The sequence below is a fragment of the Glutamicibacter sp. BW80 genome, assembly GCF_002332385.1.
Classification (GTDB): domain Bacteria; phylum Actinomycetota; class Actinomycetes; order Actinomycetales; family Micrococcaceae; genus Glutamicibacter.
This window is the reverse complement of sequence record NZ_NRGV01000030.1, coordinates 1-24,456: the sequence shown is the minus strand read 5'-3', so window position 1 is coordinate 24,456 and position 24,456 is coordinate 1. Positions and strand designations below refer to the sequence as shown.

Annotated in this window: 23 protein-coding genes; 17 read left to right on the top strand and 6 right to left on the bottom strand. The window is 60.6% G+C overall.

The genetic code is table 11. From position 1 onward, the window contains the following. Positions 1-36: 36 nt before the first annotated feature. The gene (gene dnaJ / locus CIK76_RS06740; RefSeq protein ID WP_096284728.1) at positions 37-1,161 is read left to right on the top strand and encodes a molecular chaperone DnaJ; all 1,125 of its coding nucleotides are present in this window, start codon (positions 37-39) and stop codon (positions 1,159-1,161) included. 2 nt (positions 1,162-1,163) lie between these two features. Continuing rightward, positions 1,164-1,937 carry a 16S rRNA (uracil(1498)-N(3))-methyltransferase gene (locus tag CIK76_RS06735; protein WP_096284726.1) on the top strand — a complete coding sequence of 258 codons (774 nt, stop codon included), beginning with the start codon at positions 1,164-1,166 and terminating at the stop codon, positions 1,935-1,937. An 81-nt stretch (positions 1,938-2,018) separates the two neighbouring features. Here the strand turns inward: CIK76_RS06735 and CIK76_RS06730 are convergent, their stop codons facing one another. Continuing rightward, positions 2,019-2,831 (bottom strand): GerMN domain-containing protein, encoded by an 813-nt coding sequence (locus tag CIK76_RS06730; RefSeq protein WP_096284724.1) that lies wholly within the window; start codon positions 2,829-2,831, stop codon positions 2,019-2,021. A 398-nt stretch (positions 2,832-3,229) separates the two neighbouring features. Here CIK76_RS06730 and CIK76_RS06725 point away from each other — a divergent pair, with 398 nt between their 5' ends. From CIK76_RS06725 to CIK76_RS06705, 5 genes are all read left to right on the top strand, one after another. Further along, positions 3,230-4,258, top strand: a complete 1,029-nt coding sequence (locus tag CIK76_RS06725) for a PhoH family protein (RefSeq protein ID WP_096284722.1) — start codon at positions 3,230-3,232, stop codon at positions 4,256-4,258. Further along, positions 4,255-4,728 (top strand): rRNA maturation RNase YbeY, encoded by a 474-nt coding sequence (ybeY, locus tag CIK76_RS06720; RefSeq protein WP_096284720.1) that lies wholly within the window; start codon positions 4,255-4,257, stop codon positions 4,726-4,728. The genes CIK76_RS06725 and ybeY overlap by 4 nt, the downstream gene beginning before the upstream one ends. Before the next feature lie 3 nt (positions 4,729-4,731). Next, a complete protein-coding gene (locus CIK76_RS06715) occupies positions 4,732-6,024 on the top strand; it encodes a hemolysin family protein (protein WP_096284718.1) in 1,293 nt (430 codons plus the stop codon). Then, positions 6,014-6,976, top strand: a complete 963-nt coding sequence (era, locus tag CIK76_RS06710) for a GTPase Era (protein ID WP_096284716.1) — start codon at positions 6,014-6,016, stop codon at positions 6,974-6,976. The genes CIK76_RS06715 and era overlap by 11 nt, the downstream gene beginning before the upstream one ends. A 254-nt stretch (positions 6,977-7,230) precedes the next feature. Continuing rightward, positions 7,231-8,466 carry a serine hydrolase gene (locus tag CIK76_RS06705; RefSeq protein WP_096284714.1) on the top strand — a complete coding sequence of 412 codons (1,236 nt, stop codon included), beginning with the start codon at positions 7,231-7,233 and terminating at the stop codon, positions 8,464-8,466. Positions 8,467-8,632: 166 nt separating this feature from the next. Here the strand turns inward: CIK76_RS06705 and CIK76_RS06700 are convergent, their stop codons facing one another. The 3 genes from CIK76_RS06700 to CIK76_RS06690 form a co-directional block, all read right to left on the bottom strand. Continuing rightward, positions 8,633-9,451, bottom strand: coding sequence for a type II CAAX endopeptidase family protein (locus CIK76_RS06700; RefSeq protein WP_096284712.1), 819 nt, complete (start codon positions 9,449-9,451; stop codon positions 8,633-8,635). A 39-nt stretch (positions 9,452-9,490) separates the two neighbouring features. Continuing rightward, the gene (locus tag CIK76_RS06695) at positions 9,491-10,066 is read right to left on the bottom strand and encodes a DUF4396 domain-containing protein (RefSeq protein WP_255248378.1); all 576 of its coding nucleotides are present in this window, start codon (positions 10,064-10,066) and stop codon (positions 9,491-9,493) included. A 92-nt stretch (positions 10,067-10,158) separates the two neighbouring features. Further along, complete coding sequence (locus CIK76_RS06690; RefSeq protein ID WP_096284710.1) at positions 10,159-11,331, bottom strand: FAD-dependent oxidoreductase; 1,173 nt, start codon at positions 11,329-11,331, stop codon at positions 10,159-10,161. 344 nt (positions 11,332-11,675) lie between these two features. Between CIK76_RS06690 and leuA the strand changes: the two genes are divergently transcribed. From leuA to CIK76_RS06675, 3 genes are all read left to right on the top strand, one after another. Next, on the top strand, positions 11,676-13,415 hold the full coding sequence (gene leuA / locus CIK76_RS06685) for a 2-isopropylmalate synthase (RefSeq protein WP_096284708.1): 1,740 nt from the start codon (positions 11,676-11,678) through the stop codon (positions 13,413-13,415). 93 nt (positions 13,416-13,508) lie between these two features. Beyond that, positions 13,509-14,258 (top strand): DNA repair protein RecO, encoded by a 750-nt coding sequence (gene recO, locus CIK76_RS06680; protein WP_096284706.1) that lies wholly within the window; start codon positions 13,509-13,511, stop codon positions 14,256-14,258. After that, the gene (locus CIK76_RS06675) at positions 14,255-15,061 is read left to right on the top strand and encodes an isoprenyl transferase (protein ID WP_096284704.1); all 807 of its coding nucleotides are present in this window, start codon (positions 14,255-14,257) and stop codon (positions 15,059-15,061) included. Before recO ends, CIK76_RS06675 begins: the two co-directional genes overlap by 4 nt. Here the strand turns inward: CIK76_RS06675 and CIK76_RS06670 are convergent. Next, positions 15,058-16,095: an alpha/beta hydrolase gene (locus CIK76_RS06670; protein ID WP_176484118.1), complete on the bottom strand. Its 1,038-nt coding sequence runs from the start codon at positions 16,093-16,095 to the stop codon at positions 15,058-15,060. The two genes, CIK76_RS06675 and CIK76_RS06670, sit on opposite strands and share 4 nt — an antisense overlap. A 61-nt stretch (positions 16,096-16,156) precedes the next feature. Here CIK76_RS06670 and CIK76_RS06665 point away from each other — a divergent pair, with 61 nt between their 5' ends. Then, a complete protein-coding gene (locus CIK76_RS06665) occupies positions 16,157-17,221 on the top strand; it encodes a quinone-dependent dihydroorotate dehydrogenase (protein ID WP_096284700.1) in 1,065 nt (354 codons plus the stop codon). Between the two features lie 374 nt (positions 17,222-17,595). On the opposite strand, the gene CIK76_RS06660 is transcribed toward CIK76_RS06665, so the two are convergent. Beyond that, positions 17,596-18,189: a DUF3043 domain-containing protein gene (locus tag CIK76_RS06660; RefSeq protein WP_096284698.1), complete on the bottom strand. Its 594-nt coding sequence runs from the start codon at positions 18,187-18,189 to the stop codon at positions 17,596-17,598. A gap of 69 nt (positions 18,190-18,258) precedes the next feature. On the opposite strand from CIK76_RS06660, the gene CIK76_RS06655 reads away from it, so the two are divergent. The 6 genes from CIK76_RS06655 to CIK76_RS06630 all read left to right on the top strand — a co-directional run bounded on the left by CIK76_RS06655 (position 18,259) and on the right by CIK76_RS06630 (position 24,276). Continuing rightward, positions 18,259-19,668 carry a dipeptidase gene (locus tag CIK76_RS06655; protein ID WP_096284696.1) on the top strand — a complete coding sequence of 470 codons (1,410 nt, stop codon included), beginning with the start codon at positions 18,259-18,261 and terminating at the stop codon, positions 19,666-19,668. A 134-nt stretch (positions 19,669-19,802) separates the two neighbouring features. Continuing rightward, a complete protein-coding gene (locus CIK76_RS06650; protein WP_096284694.1) occupies positions 19,803-20,177 on the top strand; it encodes an iron-sulfur cluster assembly accessory protein in 375 nt (124 codons plus the stop codon). A gap of 213 nt (positions 20,178-20,390) precedes the next feature. Then, positions 20,391-21,281 carry a cytochrome c oxidase subunit II gene (gene coxB, locus CIK76_RS06645; protein WP_096284692.1) on the top strand — a complete coding sequence of 297 codons (891 nt, stop codon included), beginning with the start codon at positions 20,391-20,393 and terminating at the stop codon, positions 21,279-21,281. A gap of 5 nt (positions 21,282-21,286) precedes the next feature. Continuing rightward, positions 21,287-23,005 (top strand): cytochrome c oxidase subunit I, encoded by a 1,719-nt coding sequence (gene ctaD / locus CIK76_RS06640; RefSeq protein WP_096284690.1) that lies wholly within the window; start codon positions 21,287-21,289, stop codon positions 23,003-23,005. A gap of 2 nt (positions 23,006-23,007) precedes the next feature. Continuing rightward, positions 23,008-23,409, top strand: coding sequence for a cytochrome c oxidase subunit 4 (locus tag CIK76_RS06635; protein ID WP_096284688.1), 402 nt, complete (start codon positions 23,008-23,010; stop codon positions 23,407-23,409). Between the two features lie 84 nt (positions 23,410-23,493). Then, complete coding sequence (locus tag CIK76_RS06630; protein ID WP_096284686.1) at positions 23,494-24,276, top strand: GntR family transcriptional regulator; 783 nt, start codon at positions 23,494-23,496, stop codon at positions 24,274-24,276. The last annotated feature ends 180 nt before the right edge of the window (positions 24,277-24,456 follow it).

Here is a 24,456-nt window from a genome sequence, read left to right as displayed (position 1 = left end):
CGTTTTATATTTTTACGAAAGGACACGGCGAATATCGTGAGCTCGCATTACGAGACGCTGGGTGTTGCCCAGGACGCGACCCCGCAGGAAATCAAGAGCGCCTACCGCAAGCTGGCGCGCAAGCTGCACCCCGATGTCAACCCAGGCGAGGGGGCAGCCGAGCAGTTCAAGCTCGTCACACGAGCCTACGAAGTCCTTTCCGACGAAAAGAAGCGCGCCAACTTCGACGCCACCGGCGACCTGAACGGCAACGGCCAGCAGGGATTCGGCGGCGGAGGCCAGAACTTCGGTGGCTTCGGCGACATCTTCGAACAGTTCTTCGGCGGCGGGCAAGCCCAAGGGCCGGCCTCGCGCACGCAGGCCGGCCGCGACGCGCTGATCACCATCACCATCGATTTGGTCGACGCTGTCAAGGGCACCGTATACCCGCTCGAGATGGAAACGGCCGTCACCTGCAAGGTCTGTGAAGGCTCTTGCTGCCGGCCCGGCACCAGCCCGGTTACCTGCGAAACCTGCCGCGGTGCGGGCCAGATCCAGCGTCCGGTGCGTTCCTTCCTCGGCCAGATGATGACCGTGGAAACTTGCCCGGCCTGCCGTGGCTTTGGCACGACCATTCCGGATCCATGCAATGAATGCAATGGCGAGGGACGCGTGCGCGAGCACGTCTCGAAGTCGCTGAACATTCCGGCCGGTGTCGATGCCGGCACTCGTATCCAGCTGCGCGGACAGGGCGAAGCCGGTCCCGGCGGTGGCCCGAACGGAAACCTCTTCGTCGAAATCGACGTACGCCGCCACAAGGTCTTCGAACGCGCGCAGACCGACTTGCACGCGAAGATGGCCATCCCAATGACCGGCGCCGCCCTCGGTTGCGAGCTGAAGCTGGAAACCTTCGATGGTGAACAGCAGATCACCGTGGAATCGGGCGCCCAGGACGGGGACACCATCACTCTGCCAGGGCTGGGTGTGCCGCGCCTGCGCGGTGGCAAGCGTGGCGACATCGTGGTGCACCTGCAGGTGGAGACTCCGACGAAGCTGGACGCCGCACAGCGTGAGCTGCTCGAGCAGCTGGCGGCATTGCGTGGCGAAGAGATGACCGCCGGCCGCGTCGAACAGTCCGGTGGAATGTTCTCGCGACTGCGTGACAAGTTGAACCAACGCTGAGCATGAGCAATCACAGCTTCGTGATCGACGCTCAGCAAGCAGCTGAGGCCATGGTGGGGGACAGCTTGGAGCTCACCGGGCCCGAGGCCCACCATGCGGTTGCGGTCAAGCGTGTGGCGCCCGGCGAGGAGCTGGACTTGCTCGACGGCACCGGGCTCCGGTTGCGAGTCAAGGTCAGTGCCGCGGCCAAGGACCTGCTCAGCGTGACCGTGGTGGAACGCATCGAAGAAGCGCCGCCGGTCCACCCGGTCGGCCTGGTGCAGGCGCTGGCCAAGGGCGACCGGGATCTACAGGCCGTGGAATCGGCGGTGGAACTGGGAATTTTCACGGTCCGCCCCTGGCAGGCCGATCGATCGATTGTGCGTTGGAATGGGCCGAAGGCCGAAAAGGCCTTAGCTAAATGGCGTTCGCAGGTGCGTTCGGCACAGAAGCAGTCACGCCGCGCCTTCGAACCAAAGGTCTTGGACCCGCTCGGGTCCAAGGCTCTGGCCGGACAGATCGCGCAGCTTGCTGCCCAGGGCGAGCTGGTTCTGATCCTGCATGAATCAGCTAAATGCTCGGTGGCCGAGGAAACCCGGTCGTGGCTCGATTCGGCCCCGGCGCATGCGGGGGTGACGTTGGTAGTGGGCCCCGAAGGCGGGATCAGCGACGCGGAGCTCGATCAGTTTGTCGGCGCCGGAGCCAAGGCCGCGCTCTTAGGCGAGCACGTGCTACGCGCTTCGACGGCCGGGCCGGCAGCCCTCGTTCTGGTTCGGCATCTGCTCGGAGAACTGTAGCCGCCGAAAGGTTCAGCAATTAAGAAGTTCCGCAGGCCGACGGCCTGCGGAACTTTTTAATTGGTAGCGAATATTCGCAGCCTATTTAATGGTGAACTCGCTGGATACCGAGGCGATCTTTTCTTCGGATCCGGATTCCCTGCCCCAGAAGGTGAGTTTGTAGGCGCCTACGCTCAGCTGCTTGGTGAAATCAAAGGAGCCATCGGGATTGACCTTATCTTCCGGGATTGGCTTCTCGGCGGTGAGCACGGTGAGCTTTCCCGACTTGTCCTTGCTCTCCAAGCTGTAATAGATGCCGTCGCTGAACTTCGAGGCGCGAGCATTGAACTGGATCTGACCGGCCTTGCGGGTCGACCCGTATTGCGGGTCGATAATCCAAATCGGGGCCATGAATGAGGCATCGCGGTCGTAGGAGTCCGCCAGTCGCAAGTCGCCGAAGACCGTGGCGTTGGCCCGGCCGTCAACCAGAATTCTCACTTTCGGTGGCAGCGAGCCAACGAGGAGGCCTGCGTTGGACGCGGCGGCGGTGGCGGTGAACACCAGCTGCTGAATTGTGCGTTCGGAAAGGCCACGATCAAGCTTTGCACCGAAGACCTTCTCCGGTAGGTCCAGGGTGATCACATTGTCCTGGTTCATGGACACGCCAACTTCACCCGAAGGCTTCAGATGCGTGTACCACTCGGCATTGGCCGGCTTTTCGTTGAGCAGGTAGGAGATTGAATCGCCGATCGGCTCGCCAGTGGCGTTTTTTGTGGCGTACTCGCGGTAGAGGAAAACCCCGAGGTCCATATTTTCAAGCCAGTAGATCGGGAGCCTGTCGATCGGGGAATGGTGCTCCACCGAATCGTTGGCAGGAGGCAGTCCCACGGTACCCGCGGCAGTACTGATCGGCATTTCGTGGGATTCTTCGCGCGAGGCAAGACCGCAGCCAGCTGCTACGACGAGAGTTAAACAGACTCCGGTGACGGTTACCCGCTTGGAGATCAACCTCGTAATTCTTCCTTGCACTACTTACCAATCCGTTGATTATTCACTTGACACCTTGCTGTAAACCAGCTCTGGCGCTCAAATAGTTTGGCACATGATGGCGCCCGGGATCGCCAAAAAGGAGTCTAACGAAGGATTCGTAACCAAATCTATACCTTTACCACCACAGATGCTTTAGAATCACTTCAGATTTTTGTGCTCTAGCTACCTGCGAAATTATCCCCTAAGCGTGCTGAACTAGATAGACTGTAGGGGACAAGAACAATAATCATTGCCAAGCTCAGCAAAGGGGCACTAAGCACTGCATGCAGGTTGAACAGAACAAGATGCCGGTCGAATCCGGCCCCGCGTCATTGACGATCACCTTCGACACTCCCGAACTCATGGTTGCCACGCTGGGTCCAAGCGATGAATTGTTGCGCATTCTGACCGGCGCCTACCCGCTGGTGCAGTTTCGCCCCAATGGCGCTTCCTTGACCCTGGTTGGCGAGCCCGTGCAGGTGCGCAAGGCTCAGCGTGTGACCGAAGAGGCCCGTGCACTTGCCAGCCGCGGCTCCCGGATGAGCGCAGACACCATTGAGCAGATCATCAAGATGCTCTCCGCCGGTGGTGCCGATGCGCCCACCGACGTCCTCGGGCTGAAGATTCTCTCCGGACGGGGACGCGCGATCCGGCCGAAAACGCTGAATCAGAAAAGCTATGTCGACGCCATCGAAGACAACACGGTGACCTTCGGCGTGGGTCCTGCCGGTACCGGCAAAACTTTCCTGGCCATGGCTATGGCCGTGGCAGCCTTGCAGGCGAAAGAAGTCAGCCGCATCATCTTGACTCGTCCCGCCGTAGAAGCCGGGGAGAAACTGGGCTTTTTGCCCGGAAGCCTCACGGAGAAAATCGATCCCTATCTGCGTCCGCTCTATGATGCGCTGCACGACATGATCGACCCGGAGACCATTCCACGGTTGCTGGAGGCAGGCACCATCGAGGTCGCTCCCTTGGCGTACATGCGCGGGCGCACCTTGAACGATGCCTTCGTGATTCTCGACGAAGCGCAGAACACCACCAGCGAACAAATGAAAATGTTCCTCACTCGTTTGGGCTTCGGCTCCAAGATGGTCATCACCGGCGATGTCACTCAGGTGGATCTGCCCGGTAACTCGGTCTCCGGGCTTCGCATGGTGATCGACGTGTTGGCGGGTATCGACGACATCGCCCTGTGCCGGCTGGATGCCGGCGACGTGGTGCGCCACCGCCTCATTGCAGATATCGTCACGGCGTACGATCGCTGGGACACCCAACAGCGCAAAGCACAATCCCGGGGACGGCACAAGTCATGAGCGTCGAAGTAAATAACGAAACAGACTACGAAGTGGATCTGCAGGACGTGCAGAAACTCGCTGACTCGATCACCCAGGCGATGTTCATTCACCCGGAAACGGAAGTTTCCGTCGTCTTCATCGACGAAGAGGCCATGAGCGAATTGCATGTGGAGTGGATGGACCTGGAAGGTCCCACCGATGTGATGAGCTTCCCGATGGACGAGTTGCGTCCGGGGTCGGAGAAGGCCCCGTCGGAAAGCGGCATCCTCGGGGATATCGTGATCTGCCCCACCGTCGCCGAGGCCCAGGCCAAGGCCGGTGGGCACCCGGTCCACGATGAGATCTTGCTGCTCACCACCCACGGCATGCTGCATTTGATGGGCTTCGACCACGATGAGCCTGCCGAAAAGGCCGAAATGTTCGGTCTGCAGCGCCGTCTGCTCGAGAGCTACACCGGGCGCCCGGCGCCGAAGGAAACGGTGGAATAGCCGGTGGGCATAGTCCTATTAGTCGTGGCGTTGGCCTTCATGGCCAGTGCCGCAATTCTCACCGCCGCCGATTCCGCCTTTTACGCCTTGTCCCGCAATGCGGCCGAACGGTTGCGGATCGAGTCGAATTCCAAAGCGATAAGCCATATCCTGGACGACAGCGAATCGCACGCCCAGGCGATCCGCTTCTGGCGTATCTGGTTCGAGACGGCCTCCGCGGTGGCCGTCGCGCTGCTGGTGGCCCGTTGGATTGATAATATCTGGATGGTCGGCTTGGTGGCGACTATGGTTATGGCGGCCCTCGGATTCGTCCTGGTCAGTGTCTCCCCGCGGCGCTATGGCCGCTCCAATGCGCGCAATGTCGTGCGCGCAACCGCACCGATGGTCCGGCTCTTGCGGGTGCTGCTCGGCCCGATCACCAACTGGCTGGCGAGCATCGGCACCGCGATGAGCCCGGGGCCCGGAAACGATGAAGACGGCTACCTCGGCAAGGAGCGCCTGCGCGACATAGTGGACCGTGCCAGCGAGGGAGAGGACCTGGACGAAGAGTCCGCGGAATTGATCTCCTCGGTGATGGATCTGGAGGAAACCAACGTCCGTGCGGTCATGGTGCCGCGCACAGACATGGTGGTGCTCACCGGCGAACATACGATCAACGGCGCGCTGGAACTGTTCATGGCTTCGGGCTATTCGAGGATCCCGCTGATCGGCGAAGACACCGATGACATCCAGGGCATCATCTACCTCAAGGATGTGATCTCCGAGATCCACGGCCTGCAGCAGGCCGAGCGCCTCGAGGATCTCTCCCGTCCGGTGCGTTTCGTCCCCGAGTCGAAAAACGCTGCAGAACTCCTGCAGGAACTGCAGCAAGAGGCAATTCACCTGGCGGTGGTCATCGACGAGTACGGTGGCACCGCGGGCCTGATCACCCTGGAGGACCTGCTCGAGGAGATCGTCGGCGAGATCGACGACGAGTATGACCGCTCGCGCACCGAGCTGATCGAAAACCCCGATGGCTCGCTCTTCGCAATGGCCTCGGTATCCATCGATGACGTCGCAGATCATTTTGATGTGTTCATCGATGATGAAGATGTAGACACCGTCGGTGGCCTGCTCTCCAAGGCGTTGGAATCCGTGCCCGTGCTCGGATCCACCGCCGATGTCTACGGTCTGCGCCTGACCGTGGTGGCCCTGGCCGGCCGCCGCAACCGCATCGGCAAAATCCATGTAGAGCGTCTGGAAACGGACGCATCCGATCATAAAGAGAACGACGAGGAATCCTCAGATGAGCGATAAAGACAAATTGCTGGCCACCAGCGGCTGGCCCGAGAACTACCGTTCGGGTTTCACCTCCTTCGTGGGGCGCCCGAATGCTGGCAAATCCACGCTGACCAACGCGCTGGTGGGCCAGAAGGTGGCCATCACCTCGGCCAAGCCGCAGACCACCCGGCACACCATCCGCGGGATCGTGCACCGTGATGACGCGCAGCTGATCCTGGTCGACACCCCGGGCCTGCACCGCCCGCGCACCCTCTTGGGGCAGCGGTTGAACGACCTCGTCGCGCAGACCCTTTCCGAGGTCGATGCGATCGGTTTCTGCTTGCCGGCCAATGAGAAGATCGGCCCCGGCGACCGTTTCATCGCCTCCCAGCTGGCCCAGCTGCAGCGCAAGCCGATTGTCGCCCTGGTGACCAAGGCCGATCTGGTGGACCGCGAACAGCTCGCCGCGCAATTGATGTCCGTCGCTGAACTGGGTGTGGAGAGCTTCGGCGAAGACGGCTTCGCAGCGATCATTCCGGTGTCCGCGGTGAAGGAATTCCAGGTCGAAGAGGTTGCCAACGTACTGGTCCAGCACCTGCCCAAGGGACCGCCGCTCTACCCGGATGGCGAGCTTACCGACGAGCCCGAGCTGAAGATGGTCGCCGAACTGATCCGTGAGGCCGCCTTGGAAGGCGTGCACGATGAGCTGCCGCATTCCCTGGCCGTGGTCGTCGAGGAGATGATCCCACGCGAGGGCCGCAGCGAAGGCAACCAGCTGGTGGACATCCACGTCTCGCTCTTCGTGGAACGCTCGAGCCAGAAGGCCATCATCATCGGCAAGGGCGGCTCACGCCTGCGCGAGGTGGGATCCAACGCCCGTCAGGGCATCGAGAAGCTGCTGGGCACCAAGGTCTTCTTGGACCTGCACGTGAAGGTTGCCAAGGACTGGCAGCGTGACCCGAAGCAGCTCGGCCGCTTGGGCTTCTAAGCTCAGCCCGGTAGATTACCCCACCCCCGGATCCCCTCTCCTCGAGAGGCGATCCGGGGGTTGGCTTTTAACCGGCCCCAGTGATCTGACCCTGCGGGATAGCGGGTTCGGCGCTCCGCGACACGAGTTGGATGCACTGGGTCGGCTTCATATTCCGTAGTTCTCGGCACGGCGCGAAAATGAACGGGGGAGGAAAGATTACTCGATGGTAATGTCCAGATAATAATTCGCGCAGCAATCGATAGGGAACGCATATGGACGGCACACAGCAGGAGCACACCCCCGCCGGAGTGAACATGAACAACTGGCGGCTTCCCAAGAACCTGCGCTGGTCCTTCCAACATATGGCCGACTTCCTGCCCACGGCACTGATATCCCGGGGCGAAGGAACGGTGGCGCCGCTTCCCGCGGCACACCGTGACTTGGACTCGGTGAGGCTGGCCCCGGCATTCCCTTCAGAAGCGCCGCTGAGCGTGGGCTCGGTGATGGCCGCCACCGAAACCGACGGGTGGATGTTCATGCACCGCGGCACGGTGCTGGCCGAGCAGTACTTCGGCCAGATGAAGGCCGACACCCCGCACCTGCTGATGTCCATGAGCAAGTCGCTGATCGGCGCGGTGGCCGGAGCGTTGATCGATTCCGGGGTGCTTGACTCCGACGCGCGCTTGACCGATTACCTGCCGGAGGTAGCCGAGAACGGCTATGCCGGGGCCAGGGTGCGCCAGTTGCTGGATATGCGTTCCGGCATCGATTTCTCCGAGAACTACCTGGACCCCAGCGCCGGGGTGCGGATGCTAGGACAGGCCATCGGATGGTCTGCGCTCAAGGCCCCGGGGCCCACCGGCATGTACCCGTACCTGAGAACCCTGGTGCGCAAGACCGCCCACGGCGGGGTCTTCGAGTACCGATCTTGCGAGACCGACATGCTCGGCTGGATCTGCGAGTCCGCGGCCAAGAAGCCCATGGCCACCTTGCTGAGCGAGCTGCTCTGGAGCAAACTCGGCGCCGAATCGGATGCCACCATCGGCGTCGACCAGTTCGGCACCGGAATATTCGACGGCGGGATCAACGCCACGATGCGCGATATGGCCCGTTTCGGCTCGCTCTTCCTGAACGACGGACTCGCGCCGAGCGGCGAACGGGTGCTCTCAAAAGAATGGATCGCCCAAACGCTGGCCGGCGCCCCGGACTCCCGCGACGCCTTTGCCGACGGCCCGGTGGACAACCTCATGCCCGGCGGGATGTACCGGAACCAGATGTGGTTCCCGTACCCCGGCAATGATGTGGTGCTCTGCCTGGGCATACACGGGCAGATGGTCTACATCAACCGGCCCGCCGAGGTGGTGGCGGTGAAGCTCTCCAGCTGGCCGACCCCGCAGGGACCTGCCAAGCTCTCCCGCACGCTGCGCGCCTTCGACGCTATCTCCGCGGCGCTATTGGTGGAGGCCAACACCGCACCACCTGCCTCGGCGGCACCAGCCGGCAACTAGCTGCCCGGGATACGGGATCCCAGGTTGGCCAGCGATTCGGCCGCGATGCCGCAGTGCAGCGCTCGTGCGCGGATCGGGCAATTGGCCGAAGGCTGCCTTCAGCCAAAGACGAGGGCACGGATTATGGCCAGCCCGCTGCCCTGAAACTGCACGTGCGCCCCGGAACCTAGTAGAAGAAAATCGGCAGCCAGTCACGGTTGTGCGCGTGCACCAGCGCGAGGAACAGTACGAAGTCGAAGATCAAATGCACCGAGACGACGTAGGTCAGCGACTTGGTCAGCTTGAAGGTATAGCCCTGCAGCAGGGCGAAGGGGAACGTGAGAAGCGGACCCCAAGCCTGGTAGCCGATCTCCCAGAGGAAGGAAGAGAAGATCACCGCCTGCAGGATATTGGCGAGCCAGTCGGGGAAGTGGCGTCGCAGCAGCGTGAAGGTGGTGCAGATGAAGAACAGCTCATCCCAGATGCCCACGGCGTTCACTCCGAGGAAGAGCCGCCAGAAGATGGTCGGATCCGAGGCGTCCGGCCAGTTCTGGAAGACCCCCGTGCTGATCAGGTACACCGGTAAAATGAGGAAGCCCAGCGCTACCACGCCGAGCAGATACAGTTTGGCGGCCAACGGCCATTTACGTCCGGTGTTCACCGGAAATTTGATGATCTGCTCGCGGTAGGCAAACCGTGAGACCAGCCAGGGCACCAGCACGGCCATGCCGAGCGCACCACCCATCTGGAGCATGTGCCCGATGCTCAAATCGGCATTGAGCGGAACGAAGCTGATGATCGCCAGCCCCGCCGCGATCAGTCCCAGGTGGCGGGCGAGCTGGCGATCGATAAATGCTGCCGTGAGCACGCTGAGCACGAGCGTAGTGTAGCCCGCCGGGTCATTGGCTACGGCGAAGAGCAGCACGCCGGAGAGCGAGAGCAGTACCGCCGGCAGCAATTTCCAGCTGAGCGCGGTGCGGGGCGGATCATCTAGGGTGAGCTTCACACCACCAGCATGCCACCTCCGCCCGCGGCGCAAAAGGGTTCAGTGCAGCAGCGTGCCGAGCGAGGCGACGAAGCCGCCGAGCAGAAAAGCGCCGACGCCGATGGCCAGCGGCCGGTTGTCCATGCCCGCGCCTCCGCCCAGTGCCTGGTGGGTTACCGCGTGCCCCTTGCCGCGGCGCAGCTGGGCCCGGTTCACCGGCCAGGCGACGAAGAAGGCGACGGTCAGGGCGAGGGCCATGGCAACCCAGAAAACGGGGTTGAGGACCCCGGAGTCCATGGCTCCGGGAATGAGCAGCATGACGAGGTTATCCACGATCTCCATCGTCACGATGGACAGGGTGTCGGCGGCGAGGACCAGGCCCAGGGCGGCGGACAGGGCGATGCCGCCGCGCACCAGCGGGATGGCCGACAGTGCGTAGCCGAAGAGGAAGGCCAACGAGATGGACAGCGCCACCGTCGGCAGGTTTGCCCATCCGGCCGCGGTGCCCACCAGCAGCCCGATGATTTCCCCGATGGCGCAACCGGTCAGGCAGTGCAGCGTTGCGCCCACCGCCATCGACGACATGTCATGCCCGGCGCCGTGCCCGGCGTGCCCACCGTTCGTATCGTGTTCCATGGATCTCCTTCCGGGTGCTTTCAGGAATCGGCTAGCCTTCCGCGGTTGTTCAGCATCATACCGCCGGCACCGTGGCCGGCTACGTGCCCACGCTATGTGGCGATGCGCTTGAGGATCTGCTTGGCCACCAGCCGGTCTGCTACGGGCAGATGGGTTGCCCGAACGATCCAACGGCGCACCAGCAGCTGCAGCTTGTTCTTCGGCAGGAAGGTATTCGCCGCACGCCGCCCCGAGGCCTGCGCGGTGGCGATGACCGGACGCATGGCCCGTTCATAGCCGGCCAGCGCGTTCGGCAGCCGCGCCGGTTCGGTGACTGCGGCCAAGGCCTCGCCGAGGGCTGCGGCGCCGGCAATGGCCATGGAGCCGCCCTGACCGGCAAGCAGCGATACCGCGGCCGCCGCATCTCCGAGCAGCACCACCGGACCGCGGTGCCAGCCGGGCATGACCACCTGCGCTACGGCATCGTCGTAGGGATGCTCCGGGCATAGCCGAAGAAGCCGATCCACCCGTCCATCAACTCCGGCGAAGGCCTTGCGCAGCCGCTGCCGGGGATCGCTGGGCGTCGCGTCTTCCGGTTGGCGATACACCAGGAAGGCGGCAACCTCGGTGGAACGCAGCCCGTAGATCCCGGCGGTGCGGTTGACCGTATCGCTGAGCACCAAACGGTTCTTGAACTCCCGATTCAGCTGTGGCTCTTCAACGATGAAGGCCGCCGCCCGCATCCCCAAGGGCCGCAGGTAGTCTTCTTCGGGTCCGAAGACCGCGGCCCGGACCATTGAATGGATCCCGTCGGCACCTACCAGGAGCTCCCCGGATTCCGGATGCTCTTGGCCTGCAAGCTGCACCTGTACCCGAGCATCCGTCGTTTCGATCCGCTCAACCCACGCGCCGTAGCGGATGCTCACTCGGCCCGGGGCAACATCCTGCAAGGCCTTGCGCGCCGCACCTTCCATATCCGGGCGCAAGAGCGTAAGCACTCGCCCGCCTGCCAGGTCCGAGAACTTCTGGTAATCCAGGCTTGCGGTGCGCCGGCCCTTCGCGTCAACGTATTCGGCGGCCTGCACCCGGTAGGCAACCTCAGTCAGATAGGGGTAGAGCCCAATGCGTTCGGCGGCGCGCAGGCCGGGGCCGAAGAAGTCCATCAGGTAGCCCTCGGGGCGCGGCTCCTTAGAGCGTTCAAGCACCAGCACCTGCCAGCCGGCCAACCCGAGCTGGCGCGCCGCCACAAGCCCGGCAATTCCCGCTCCGATGATGATCGCCTTCATCCGTAGCCCTTCCCTCAGCTCCACCGCCCGGGCCCGCGTGCAACCGGGCCTGAAATCCCATTGTTCGCACGTTTGCCCCGAGCTGTCCATGGCCATCGAGCCGATCCCGAAGATCGCTTCCACCGGCCGATGTCCACTATTTGACACAATTGAGTAGCAAATCCCGTCGCAGTTCAAAGCGGTGTTATGCTCAAAAAGTGCATTTCGAGCTTCTACTTCTAATCTGCCGCTGCGAGGATCCAAGAGACCGTTAGTGGTCTATTCGGCCGACCTTCTCGCCGCGGAGTAGCTCTTGTCTGGCCCCACACAACTAAGCACCAACATTGTCTAGGGGATACACCGAAATGCAGAACATGCAAAAATCTTCGAACATGCCAATCCACAAGTATGTTCCCTTCCAGGACCAGATCGAAGTCAACCTGCCCGATCGCACCTGGCCAGATAAGTACATCACCACCGCCCCGCGCTGGTGCGCGGTTGACCTGCGTGATGGAAACCAGGCACTGATCGACCCGATGAGCCCCGAGCGCAAGCACAAGATGTTCGACCTGCTGGTGGAAATGGGCTTCAAGGAAATCGAGGTGGGCTTCCCTTCCGCCTCGCAGACCGACTTCGACTTCGTCCGCCAGCTCATCGAGCGCGGCATCCCGGATGACGTGACCATCCAGGTGCTCACGCAGTCCCGCGAGCACCTGATCGAGCGCACCTATGAGGCGCTGGAAGGCGCCAAGCAGGCCATCGTCCACCTGTACAACTCCACCTCGGTGCTGCAGCGCGAAGTCGTCTTCCGCCAGGACGAGGACGGCATCGTGGACATCGCGGTGCAGGGCGCGCGGATGTGCAAGAAGTACGAAGAACAGCTGACCGGCACCAAGATCACCTACGAGTACTCGCCAGAGTCCTACACCGGCACCGAGCTGGCCTTCGCCAAGCGCATTTCCGAGGCCGTGGCCGAGGTGCTGGAGGCGACTCCGGAAAACAAGATGATCTTGAACCTGCCTGCCACCGTCGAAATGGCCACCCCCAACGTCTATGCGGACTCCATCGAGTGGATGCACCGCAACCTGGCCAACCGCGATTCGATCATCCTCTCGCTGCACCCGCACAACGACCGCGGCACCGGAGTCGCGGCCGCGGAGCTGGGCTACCTGGCCGGCGCGGACCGCATCGAAGGCTGCCTGTTCGGCAATGGCGAACGCACCGGCAACGTCGACCTGGTGACCTTGGGCATGAACATGTTCGGCCAGGGCATCGACCCGCAGATCGACTTCTCGGACATGGACCACATCCGCCGCACCGTCGAGTACTGCAACCAGCTGCCAGTGGCAGAACGCAGCCCGTACGGCGGCGACCTGGTCTTCACCGCCTTCTCCGGATCGCACCAGGACGCCATCAAGAAGGGCCTGGAAGCCATGGAGGTCAAGGCCTCGGCTGCCGGCAAGGAACTGAACGATATGGTTTGGGCGGTTCCGTACCTGCCGATCGATCCGAAGGACATCGGCCGCTCCTACGAAGCGGTGATCCGCGTGAATTCGCAGTCCGGCAAGGGCGGAGTGGCCTACCTGCTGAAGAACGACTACAACTTGGATCTGCCACGCCGTGCGCAGATCGAGTTCTCCGGGGTTATCCAGAAGAAGACCGAAACCGAAGGCGGCGAGGTTTCCTCGTCCACCATCTGGAACGTCTTCCAGGATGAGTACCTGCCGGTCAGCGAGGACTCCGGGCTGAATGCCTGGGGCTACTACGAGATCGCCTCGGCGACCGCGGCCTCCGCCGAAGACGGCAGCTTCCAGCTGGACGTCAAGCTGATCGTCGACGGCGTCGCCCACGAGCGCAGCGCCCAGGGCAACGGTCCGCTGTCGGCCTTGGTGAAGCTGCTTAACGATGACGGAGTGGACCTGCGCGTGCTGGACTACAGCGAACACGCCATGAGCGAAGGCGGCAACGCCCGCGCCGCGGCATTCGTCGAATGCGCCGTGGGAGATCGCATCCTCTGGGGGATCGGTTTGGACACCAACACCAACATCGCCGCGCTGAAGGCGGTCATTTCGGCAGTCAACCGGGCAATCCGCGACGCCGCCTAACCGCTGGAAGATGCTGAACGCCACGGGGCACAACTTCGGTTGCGCCCCGTGGCGTTTTTAGTCCTGCGCGGTTGAGGTGGGAGAATTGGGGATGTGTCACGTTCCGGATTCGCCTCGCGCAGCTACCGCACCCGCGGTCTGGTGTTGCGCACCCATAAACTTGGCGAAGCGGACCGCATCATTACGCTGATCACCCCCACGGGCTTGGTCCGCGCCGTCGCCAAAGGCGTACGGCGCACCTCTTCGCGCCTCGGCGCCACGCTCGAGCCGTTTATGGAGGTTGATGCGCTGATCGTGATGGGACGAAATCTCGACGTCGTCTCCCAGGCACAGCTGCGCACCCCCTACGGCCAGCAGCTGGTCACCGACTATGCGAGCTACACGGTAGCCACCGCCATGGTTGAAATTGCCGAGAAGCTGCTTGAAGCAGATGCCGATTCGACCAATAAGCAGTATCTGTTATTGCATGGTGCGATCGCGTTGCTCTCCAAGCATCGGGTTGATGACGGAGCCGTGCTGGATTCCTATATTCTTCGCGCTCTGTCCATTGCCGGCTGGGCCCCCTCGTTCACCGATTGCGTGCGCTGCGGTGCAGCGGGGCCGCATGAGGCACTGAATGTGCACCTGGGCGGGGTGGTTTGCCCCGCCTGCCGGCCAGCGGGATCGCTCGCCCCGCATCCGATCACCATCGGGTACCTGCAAGCCCTGCTGACCGGCGACTGGGACACGGTCGCCCAGGGGGGACCTCGAGCGAAAAAGCAGGCAGCGGATATCGTTGCCAGTTACCTGCAATGGCACCTGGAACGTGCCGTGAAGTCATTAAGACACGTGGAGAGAACATGAGCAAGCTTCGCCCCATCACCGGCCGTCCAGGTCCGGTCGCCCCATACCCGCACCCGGATAACCCGGTGATGCCAAGCATTCCGGCGGCGCTGATCCCCGAGCATATCGCGATCGTCATGGACGGCAACGGGCGCTGGGCGAACCAGCGCGGCCTGCCGCGTACCGAAGGGCACCGGGCCGGGGAGGCCGCGTTGCTCGATGTCATGGCCGGCGCCGTGCAGCTGGGCATCAAGCACGTCTCCGTCTACGCGTTCTCCACGGAAAACTGGAAACGCAGCCCGGAAGAGGTGCGCTTCCTCATGGGGTTCTCCCGCGATGTGCTGCGCCGCCAGCGCGATACCTTGAATTCTTGGGGTGTGCGGATCCGCTGGTCCGGGCGTGAACCGCGCCTGTGGAAATCGGTGGTCAACGAGCTTCGTGCGGCCGAGGAGCTAACCGAAGGTAATCTCGGTTGCCAGCTGACCATGTGCGTGAACTACGGCGGCCGCGCCGAGATTGGCGATGCGCTGTCCGCGATTGCCAAGGACGTCGCAGCCGGGAAGCTGAAGGCCTCGGCGGTGGGGGAGAAAACTCTCGGCAAATACCTCTACGCCCCAGAGCTTCCGGACGTAGATCTTTTCCTGCGTACCAGCGGCGAGCAGCGCACCAGCAACTTCCTGTTGTGGCAGTCGGCCTACGCGGAAATGGTCTTCCTCGATCAGCTTTGGCCAGATGTGGACCGCAGGACGTTATTCACCGCCGTCGAGCAATTTGCGCAACGCGATCGACGTTACGGCGGGGCAGTGGATAAGCCGAAGAATTAGCGCGGCCGGTCGAGGAGCCGAAGCCACAGCGCCAGATCGCGGTAGGCGGCGGCCCTGGCAGGCTCTGCCGAGGTGAAGACGTCATGCATGGCCCCGTGGATTTGCGCGAGCGTCACGAAACTTCCCAACTTCAAGGCACGCAATCGGATCTGGTGTATGTCAATCACCGAGTCGGTGCTCTGCATTGCCGGCGAATAGCTGGTGCTGAAATGCGAAGCGTCAGAACTGATCACAAATATAGGTTGCGTCAGGTTCAGTCCCTTGGCGACGGTGGCGTGTCCGTCGAGAATGGTTTTCATCCAAGCGGTAGTCGGCTGGAATGCCAGCCGCGGCCGCCATAGCCGATGGATGTCCCATTCCCCGACGCCTTGATCGCTCAAAGAATTCCAATAGTGGTCAAATTCCGGCAGTGCCAATTTACGCCGGCCATTGGTGCGGCCGATCGCTTCGAGAATTCCATGCATCGGAACGCGCAAAAATGCGGTGCCTTGAAATTCGAGCCACGGCGCATTGAGCACCAGGGCCTGGATGCGCGGGCCGGTGCGTGCCACCCACAGGCTAAGGATCAGCCCGCCTTGCGAGTGCCCCTGCCCGATGATCGGCAGGTCGGGATGGGCCGTGCCGAGCAGGTCCATGGCGGCTTCTAGTTCCTGGTCATATACCGCGAGGTCATCGACGAAGCCTGGAATTTCGTGTTCGGCCCGAAGACTGCGCCCGTAGCGCCGCAGATCCAAAGCGTAGAAATGGTATCCACGCTGATGCCAGAATTCGGCAAGTTCGCGGTTGAAGAAGTAGTCGCTCCACCCGTGGACGCTGAGCACCACCCCGTTGAACTTTCTCGGTAGGCGGTTGCGCCAACCGGCGGGCTTGTAGCGCACGAGCGTGCCCACTGCCGGCCCCTCGGAATCGGTACCGAAGTCCAAGGTCGTATATTCGAAGCCCTCGCCTAGCGGATCTGCCACCCATTGCCCTGGGTTGGTCGTGGTGGTGAAGTCCGGCCACTGCCCGCTAGGTAAATTCGATGAGACCTTCATATGTTGAAGCATACCGACCGCAAGTTGTCTGAATCGGGAACTTCACGAGAAACTAGTAACCATGCGCATTTATCCCCTGGTCTTCAAGCATGTTTTCACCAAGATGGATCCTGAAAAGGCCCATTACTTCGCCTTTGACGCCATCAAGCTCATGCAACGTGTGGGATTGACCAAGGCAGCCCGAAAGTTTTTTGCCCCCGATCCGAAACTCCAGCGAACCGTGATGGGGATAGATTTTCCATCACCATTCGGCCTGGCAGCCGGGTTTGATAAGGGGGCCACCGGTATTTTGGCGCTGAGCGACATCGGTTTCGGCCATGTCGAAATCGGTACCGTGACCGGTCAGGCCCAGCCGGGCAACCCCTTGCCACGGCTTTTCCGTCTTGTTGATGACCGTGCGGTGATCAACCGCATGGGCTTCAACAATGAAGGAGCCGAGGTCGTCGCCGCCCGCGTCGCCACCGCACGTCAGCGGCTCAAGTCCGACTATGCCGGCACCCGCCCGGTCATCGGAGTGAACATTGGCAAGACCAAGTTGGTCGAACTTGACGATGCGGTGGGCGATTACCTGCAGTCCACGCGTCAGCTGGCCAACCATGCGGATTATTTGGTGGTCAATGTTTCCAGCCCGAACACTCCGGGCCTGCGCCTGTTGCAAAGCGTTGAGTCGCTGCGACCGCTGCTCAGCGAAGTCGGGCAGTTGGCCGATCAGGTCTCCGGCCGCCACATCCCGCTATTGGTGAAGATCGCACCGGATTTGAGCGATGAAGATCTCGTCGATGTCGCGACGTTGGCTACCGAGCTAGGCCTGGACGGGATTATCGCCACCAATACGACGATTGGACGCGAAGACTTGTCCAGCGATGCCGCCAAGGTCGAAGAAATCGGCGCCGGTGGTTTGTCCGGTGCTCCGTTGAAAGAACGCTCGCTGGAAGTGCTTCGCCAGCTACGTGAATTGGTCCCCTCGAAGATGGCCATCATTTCCGTCGGCGGCGTGGAGAACGCCGCCGACGTCGAGACACGGCTCGCTGCGGGCGCCGATCTCGTTCAGGGGTACACCGCGTTCCTCTATGAGGGTCCGTTCTGGGCACGCGCCATCAACAAGGAACTAGCTAGCCGCCGGTAATCTGCTGTCGAAGGATCGGTCTGAAGCTCCCGAAATACCGTTTCGGGAGCTTCGCTGTCTCTGGGTGCCATTTCCCGCATGAAAAACCGCCCAACGCTGGGGGAGAAGCTGGCCAGCCCAATGCGGCCGTGCTCATCGGCACCATCTGTTACCAAATCCAAACCTTGTGGATACTCGCAAAGGGCTGGTAAACCCGTTTACAAGGGCAAATGTGATGCAGCAGTGGTGGCACAGGCTTTCGACTTTTATAACCTTGTAAAGCGATTCACAAGATTTCTATTTTGTGAAAGGCCTCGCTTTATGCGGGGCTGAACGACATAAAAGAAGGGCGGATTCCATAAGGAATCCGCCCTAAGAAGATTTGGACAATGAAACTAGTCGATGTCGGCGCCGCGCTTAATCTGCGGCTTCGGCAGGCGCAGCTTGCGGAACTGCATGCCGCGCATCGCCGCGTACATGCGGATTCCACGATCCATGGAGCCGAATTTAGCGACCAAGCGGCGCTTGAGCAGCACCGTAGTGACGATCAATTCGATGATCACCAGGGCGATGACAACCCACAGGGCACCCTGCACGTACATCTGTACCGAGAGGTTCTGATTGAACGTCAACGACAAGATCAGGAATGCGAAGATTACGAACATCATGAATTCGCTGAACATCCAGCGCGAGTCGATGAAGTTACGGGCATAGCGCTTCTGCGGACCCTTGTCGCGAGGCATCAGGTAGCGTTCGTCACCGGTCTCATTAGCGATGCGCAAGCGGTTCTGGGCTTCGATGCGTCGTTGACGATCGGCTTCCTTGGCTGCCTTGCGATCGGTAGGCACTAGTGGGCGCTGGCGGCTGGCTTGCTGCGCGCTGCGCTTAGGGGTCGGGCCAGTCTTGCGGCCGTCAGTTGATTCGGGAGCCAGTGCAGTCGGCTCCTCATTTGCGGGGGATTGAGAGTCATCTTTTTTACGTCCAAACACGCCCCTATCCTACCGGGTTGTTTGCGGCACAGTGACATTAGCAACCTAGGTCATTGCTAGGCTGAAGTCATGACAAATAATTCTTCAGTCGTCGCCTCGAACCATGGCGTCGATGTCACTGCCCTGAAAAGTCATATCGAGAAGAACTTTGAGAAGATCCTCAAAGAGCTCGGTTCGCTGGTAGCCATCCCTGGCGTCGCTTGGGAATCCTTCGATCCGGCCAATCTGGAAGAAAGCGCTCAGGCCGTGGCCGCGCTGGCGCGTGACGCTGGCATGGAGAGCGTTGAGATTCTGCGCGAGCCAGCCGCGGATGGCGTCATGGGCGCACCGGCGGTGGTGGCTCGCCGCATGGCCCAGCCTGGCAAGCCAACCGTCCTGCTCTACGCGCATCACGATGTGCAGCCTCCTGGCAACGAAGAAGACTGGAACACTCCGGCCTTTGAAGCCACGAAGGTGGGGGAGCGGCTCTATGGCCGCGGTGCCGCGGACGATAAAGCGGGCATCATGGTGCACATTGCTTCCCTGCGCGCGGTGCTGGATTCCGTGGCGGATTTTGGTGTCGGCGTCACTTACTTCTTCGAGGGTGAAGAAGAGGCTGGTTCGCCGTCCTTCAGGAACTTCCTGGAGGCGCATCAGGACAAGCTCGCCGCCGACGTTATCGTAGTGGCCGACTCCTCTAACTGGGCCGTGGGAACTCCCGCCCTGACCAGCTCGCTGCGCGGCATGGCGGCCGCGGAAATCACCGTGCGCTCGCTGGGGCACGCAGTTCACTCGGGCATGTTTGGCGGCCCGGTGCTCGACGCACCGGTTCTTGCAGCGAAACTCATTGCGTCATTCCATGATGAAAATGGTTCGGTTGCCGTGCCCGGGTTGGTGGCGAACGATATCGCCGAGGTTGACTTCGATGAGTCCGAGTTCCGCCGCGACAGCTCGGTGCTTGAATCCGTTCAACTGGCAGGCACGGGCAAGATCACGGACCGCTTGTGGAATAAACCAGCGCTCAGTGTCATTGGAATGGATATGCCTAGTGTTGATCGCTCGTCCAATACCCTGATCCCGCAAACGCGCTTCAAGGTATCGATGCGTTTGGCTCCAGGGCAGGAACCAAGCCAGGCCTTGGCCTCGCTGGAAGCTCATGTGAACTCCGTGGACCTGCGTGGTGCCGAGGTGCAGTTTGTGGCTACCGAAGCAGGTAGCGCCTATCAGGCGGATCTTGAAGCTTCGGCTAATGGCACCGCACGCTGGGCCCTGGAGCAGTCGTGGGGAGTTGAGCCGGTCAGCATGGGCCTGGGTGGATCGATTCCGTTCATTGCAGATCTGCTCGACGTATTCCCGCAGGCCCAGATCCTGGTGACCGGCGTGGAAGACCCCGACTCGCGGGCGCACTCGGCTAATGAGTCGCTTCACATTGGGGACTTCCAGAAGGCGATTGTCGCAGAAGCCTTGCTGTTGGCGCGGATTAATTCCGAAGGCCTGTGAACCGCGTCATACAAGGAGAAGTTCTGAGAGCATTTTCAGCGACCGCGACGTAGTATTGAATCAAGAAAAGGCGCCATATAACCTGAAGATATTCGGGCCGACGGTGTCACACCAAGCAGTATGGGAGGAAAATCATGACTGCAGCAGTTGACCAGACCAAGGGTGACTCAACCGAGCTACCAACCCACGAGGTAGAAATTTCCGACGTGGCTGCGCAGAAGGTGCGTTCACTTCTGGAGCAGGAAGGCCGTGACGACCTTCGTTTGCGTATCGCCGTTCAGCCTGGCGGCTGCTCGGGCCTGATTTACCAGCTCTACTTTGACGAGCGCATGCTCGAGGGTGACGCGCTGCGTGACTTCGACGGCGTAGAGGTCATCGTCGACAAGATGAGCGTGCCGTATCTCTCCGGCGCTTCGATCGATTTCGAAGACACAATTTCAAAGCAGGGCTTCACCATTGATAACCCTGCAGCCTCCGGCTCCTGTGCCTGTGGAGATTCCTTCCACTAGGCCTTAGGGAACTAACGCCGCCGTTCAAACGTTGAAGAAATTTCTCGTTAGAACGGCGGCGTTTTTCGGTATTCTGGGGTCGAAGAGGGTAAGCTCTACATTAAGTAGTAAAACTATGTTTCCCTTCGTGAGCCACCTCACCGTGCAACTCGTTTAGCCGCGAGGTGACTTATGAAGACCACATTCTGCACCAACAAAGAGGAAGGGCCGTCTGTGAGTTCGCAACACCGAACCGGCAGTCTCGGATCCGCCAAGGCAAAAGTTATTGCCTTGGTTGGCGCCGGCGCATTGCTGCTGACGGGATGTACAGCGGAGGCTAAACGCGGTTGGCTCCCAAATGTGGAGCGCGATACCACGAACCACACTGGAGCAATCCAGGATCTATGGGTTCACTCTTGGATCGCCGTGATCATTATCGGAATTCTGACCTGGGGTCTGATGCTTTGGTGCGTCGTGGCTTACCGTCGCCGTAAGACCGATACTGGTTACCCACGTCAGCTGAGCTACAACCTGCCATTGGAGATCTTCTACACGGCCATTCCTTTGGTCCTTGTTTTGGTCTTCTTTAGCTTCAATAACACTGTTGAGAAGTCAATCAACGCACCTGTGGATTCCGAGGTCGTCGTAGACGTCCGCGCGAAGCAGTGGTCGTGGGACTTCAACTACAGCTACCAGGGCCAGGAGAAGTACTTCGCTGGCGAACAGGCTCACCTGAACAAGGACGGCTCGGCTGGCGTGAAGGAATCACTGCCTACCTTGTACCTGCCTGCAGGTAAGTCGGTAACGCTCGAGCTTAACAGCCGCGATGTTATCCACTCGTTCTGGGTTCCAGCATTCCTTCAGAAGCTGGACATGATTCCAGGCAAGACCAACTACATCTACCTGACCCCGCAGGTTGAGGGTAACTTCGATGGCAAGTGCGCCGAGCTTTGCGGCGAGTACCACTCGGAGATGCTCTTCAACGTTGCGGTCGTTAGCGACGCAGAGTTCAAGGCTGAACTTGCCAAGCTGGAAGATGGCCACATTGGTGAGGAATACGACCGTCAGCCTAACAAGGTCAACTCCATCGTTGTGGAGCACGGTCACGCAGAGGAAGGAGAGTAATCGCTATGACTACGTTTGAGTATGCTACCGACGACGTCAAGTCGATTGCCCCATCCGTCGTGCCGAAGTCAAAGGGTCGACTCTTTGTCGACTACATTACTTCGACCGACCACAAGAAGATCGGGTACATGTACCTGATCACCTCGTTCATCATGTTCTGCATCGGTGGCGTCATGGCGCTGCTGATTCGTGCGGAACTGTTCGAGCCAGGTATGCAGATCCTGCAGACCAAGGAACAGTACAACCAGCTGTTCACCATGCACGGCACCGTCATGCTTCTGATGTTCGCAACCCCGCTCTTCGCAGGTTTTGCCAACGTGATGATGCCACTGCAGATCGGTTCCCCGGATGTGGCCTTCCCACGTCTGAACGCATTGGCCTTCTGGTTCTTCTCCTTGGGCTCGACTATCGCCCTGGCTGGCTACCTCACCCCTCAGGGTGCCGCTAGCTTCGGTTGGTTCGCTTACGCACCATTGTCGAACACCACCTTCTCGCCAGGCATCGGTGGAGACCTTTGGGTCTTCGGCCTTGCACTGTCGGGCTTCGGTACCATCCTTGGCGCCGTCAACTTCATCACCACCATCATCTGCTTGCGTGCTCCTGGCATGACCATGTGGCGCATGTCGATCTTCGCGTGGAATACCTTGATCACCTCGATCTTGGTCCTGATGGCCTTCCCACCGCTGGCAGCTGCGCTGTTCGCCTTGGGTGCAGATCGCCGCTTCGGGGCACATATCTTCGACCCGGATAATGGTGGCGCCGTTCTCTGGCAGCACCTGTTCTGGTTCTTCGGTCACCCAGAGGTCTACATTATTGCGTTGCCGTTCTTCGGTATCGTTTCGGAGATCTTCCCGGTCTTCAGCCGTAAGCCGATCTTCGGCTACAAGGGTCTGGTTTTCGCGACCATCTCCATTGCAGCTCTTTCGGTCTCCGTTTGGGCTCACCACATGTACGTGACCGGTTCCGTGATGCTGCCGTTCTTCGGCTTCATGACGATGCTGATCGCGGTGCCGACCGGCGTGAAGTTCTTCAACTGGATCGGCACGCTGTGGCGAGGTTCGATTACCTTCGAAACTCCAATGCTGTGGAGCATCGGCTTCCTGATCACCTTCTTGTTCGGTGGCTTGACCGGTATCATCCTTTCCGCTCCATCGCTTGACTTCCACGTTTCGGATACCTACTTCGTCGTGGCACACTTCCACTACGTGGTCTTCGGTACCGTGGTGTTCGCAATGTTCGCCGGCTTCTACTTCTGGTGGCCAAAGTGGACCGGCAAGATGCTCAACGAGCGCCTTGGCAAGATCCACTTCTGGCTGCTGTTCATCGGCTTCCACGGCACCTTCCTCATCCAGCACTGGCTGGGCGTTATGGGTATGCCACGTCGTTACGCTGACTACATGCCAGAAGATGGCTTCACCGCCATGAACCAGGTTTCGACCGTGTTCGCCTTCATCCTGGGCATGTCGATGATTCCGTTCTTCTGGAACGTGTGGGTCACTCACCGAAATGGCAAGAAGGTTGAAGTTGACGATCCATGGGGCTTCGGCGCATCGCTGGAGTGGGCAACCTCTTGCCCTCCACCACGTCACAACTTCCACTCGATCCCACGAATCCGCTCCGAGCGCCCAGCGCTGGATCTGCACCACCCAGAACTGAGTGGTCGTTCCACTCCTACTGCTGGTGCCGCAAAGATCTTCGGACCGGCTGACCAGAAGGACTTGTAAAGATGAAAGTTGAATCCTGGCTTTTCCTGGGTGGAATCTTCTTCTTCACCCCAGTGGCAGTTGTCTATGGCTACATGACCAATTGGAACGAATGGGTAGGCCTGCTGGCTCTGCTCATGCTCACCGGTTTGTCGGCCATGGTCGGCGGTTACCTGTTCTTCACCGCCAAGCGTGTTGGTGCTCGTCCAGAGGACCGCATTGATGGCGAAATCCACGAGAACGCCGGAGACCTCGGTCTGTTCTCGCCATGGAGCTGGTGGCCACTGGTACTTGCCGGTGCCGCAGCAATTGGCTTCCTCGGCTTGGCCGTTGGATGGTGGGTCTTCTACATTGGAGCAGGCCTATCGGTAGTCGCACTTGTTGGCTGGGTTTACGAATACAGCCGCGGCGATCACGCCCACTAAGTAGTTCTCTTAACGGGGTGACAAGTTTTTACTTGTCACCCCGTTAGTATTTTAAGCAGCACCGCCTTGTCAAAGGAGATCCTCGTGCGTTACTCGCCGACGCCAGCCGTTACCGCCACACTCGATGCACAGAGCAAGACGAGCAAGTATCGCCAGATCCGTGACATTCTGAAGACGCATGCCCGGGAGGCCTGCAAGCCAGGTTATAAGCTTCCACCCGAGCGTGAGCTGGCCGCTCACTTTGGCGTGGCGCGAAAGACCATCCGCCAGGCAATTGATGCCTTGGTCGATGAGCAGGTACTCAAACGCGTGGTCGGCATCGGCACCTTCGTGGTCCCGGAAAAAATGGATCTCCGCGTACGGCTGCACTCGTACTCCGAAGATATGATGCGCCGCGGCATGGTGCCCGACGCACGCGTGCTGGAGTTCGACGAACTCAAGGCCTCGGCCTACCTCAGCGCGCAGCTCATGGTTGACGAGGGCACGGCGGTGATCCGCTTCAAGCGTCTGCTGCTTGCGGACGGCACCCCCATGAGCCTGGATGAGAACTACATGCCCGCGGACCTGGTGCCAGGCTTCACCGACGGACCGCCGCCATCCAAGCTCTATCAGGCGCTCCACGAGCGCTACGGGATCTTGCTGGAGTGGGGCGAAGACCAGGTTGAAAGCACCGCCGCAAGCAGCGCGCAAGCGCTACTGCTCGGTGTTGAACCTGGCTTCCCACTTCTGCAGATCACCCGATATGCCTACATTGGCGAGCGGCTTGCCGACTATTCGGTCTCGCTGTATCGCTCAGACCGGTACAAGCTCTTTGTGCCGCTGCAACGGCTCGGAACGCGCACACCTCGCTATACGGAGAATTTCTAGGCTTAGAATCGCGTACAGCGGCTCTGGCGAGTGTTCCACCATTGCCTAATTGCTTCCGACCGCCCTCAGCGCCGTAGCTCTCCTGCGCTGACTACCGAATCAAAAATCATGCATTCGCTCCTGCTTTATTGTTCTGCGAGATTGGGGTCTGAGGAAGATCGGTACGGAAATTCACGCTAA

Bases quoted from the DNA above. Each gene is read 5' to 3' on its own strand.
- CIK76_RS06735 (WP_096284726.1), top strand. From the start codon at position 1,164: ATGAGCAATCACAGCTTCGTGATCGACGCTCAGCAAGCAGCTGAGGCC.
- CIK76_RS06730 (WP_096284724.1), bottom strand. From the start codon at position 2,831: ATGCCGATCAGTACTGCCGCGGGTACCGTGGGACTGCCTCCTGCCAAC.
- CIK76_RS06725 (WP_096284722.1), top strand. From the start codon at position 3,230: ATGCAGGTTGAACAGAACAAGATGCCGGTCGAATCCGGCCCCGCGTCA.
- ybeY (WP_096284720.1), top strand. From the start codon at position 4,255: ATGAGCGTCGAAGTAAATAACGAAACAGACTACGAAGTGGATCTGCAG.
- era (WP_096284716.1), top strand. From the start codon at position 6,014: ATGAGCGATAAAGACAAATTGCTGGCCACCAGCGGCTGGCCCGAGAAC.
- CIK76_RS06705 (WP_096284714.1), top strand. From the start codon at position 7,231: ATGGACGGCACACAGCAGGAGCACACCCCCGCCGGAGTGAACATGAAC.
- CIK76_RS06695 (WP_255248378.1), bottom strand. From the start codon at position 10,066: ATGGAACACGATACGAACGGTGGGCACGCCGGGCACGGCGCCGGGCAT.
- CIK76_RS06690 (WP_096284710.1), bottom strand. From the start codon at position 11,331: ATGAAGGCGATCATCATCGGAGCGGGAATTGCCGGGCTTGTGGCGGCG.
- leuA (WP_096284708.1), top strand. From the start codon at position 11,676: ATGCAGAACATGCAAAAATCTTCGAACATGCCAATCCACAAGTATGTT.
- CIK76_RS06675 (WP_096284704.1), top strand. From the start codon at position 14,255: ATGAGCAAGCTTCGCCCCATCACCGGCCGTCCAGGTCCGGTCGCCCCA.
- CIK76_RS06670 (WP_176484118.1), bottom strand. From the start codon at position 16,095: ATGAAGGTCTCATCGAATTTACCTAGCGGGCAGTGGCCGGACTTCACC.
- CIK76_RS06665 (WP_096284700.1), top strand. From the start codon at position 16,157: ATGCGCATTTATCCCCTGGTCTTCAAGCATGTTTTCACCAAGATGGAT.
- CIK76_RS06655 (WP_096284696.1), top strand. From the start codon at position 18,259: ATGACAAATAATTCTTCAGTCGTCGCCTCGAACCATGGCGTCGATGTC.
- CIK76_RS06650 (WP_096284694.1), top strand. From the start codon at position 19,803: ATGACTGCAGCAGTTGACCAGACCAAGGGTGACTCAACCGAGCTACCA.
- ctaD (WP_096284690.1), top strand. From the start codon at position 21,287: ATGACTACGTTTGAGTATGCTACCGACGACGTCAAGTCGATTGCCCCA.
- CIK76_RS06635 (WP_096284688.1), top strand. From the start codon at position 23,008: ATGAAAGTTGAATCCTGGCTTTTCCTGGGTGGAATCTTCTTCTTCACC.